Raw genomic sequence first — 563 nt, forward strand, 5'->3', positions numbered from 1 at the left:
GCGCGGATCGAATCCTCGCCGATCTCCTTGTCGCGGCCTTCCAGCGCCGCCAGCGCCGAGCCCTTGATGATCGGGATGTCGTCGCCGGGATAGTCGTAGGACGACAGCAGCTCGCGCACCTCCATCTCGACCAGTTCCAGCAGTTCCGCGTCATCGACCTGGTCCACCTTGTTCAGGTACACCACCATGTAGGGGATGCCCACCTGGCGGCCCAGCAGGATGTGCTCGCGCGTCTGCGGCATCGGGCCGTCGGCCGCGTTCACCACCAGGATCGCGCCGTCCATCTGCGCCGCGCCCGTGATCATGTTCTTCACGTAGTCCGCGTGGCCGGGGCAGTCCACATGCGCGTAGTGCCGGTTGGCCGATTCGTATTCCACATGCGCGGTCGAGATCGTGATCCCCCGGGCACGCTCCTCAGGAGCCCCGTCGATCTGGTCGTAGGCCTTGAATTCACCGAAATACTTCGTGATCGCAGCCGTCAGCGTCGTCTTGCCGTGGTCAACGTGACCAATCGTCCCGATGTTGACGTGCGGTTTCGTCCGTTCAAACTTTGCCTTTGCCAT

1 protein-coding gene is annotated in these 563 nt (G+C 63.2%); it reads right to left on the reverse strand.

The window, feature by feature from the left end; all coding sequences use genetic code 11:
• Window positions 1-563 (reverse strand): GTP-binding protein (locus IT40_RS26530; protein WP_036761559.1); only part of this gene is annotated, 563 nt, incomplete at both ends.

Source organism: Paracoccus versutus (assembly GCF_000763885.1).
Taxonomy (GTDB): Bacteria; Pseudomonadota; Alphaproteobacteria; order Rhodobacterales; family Rhodobacteraceae; genus Paracoccus; species Paracoccus versutus.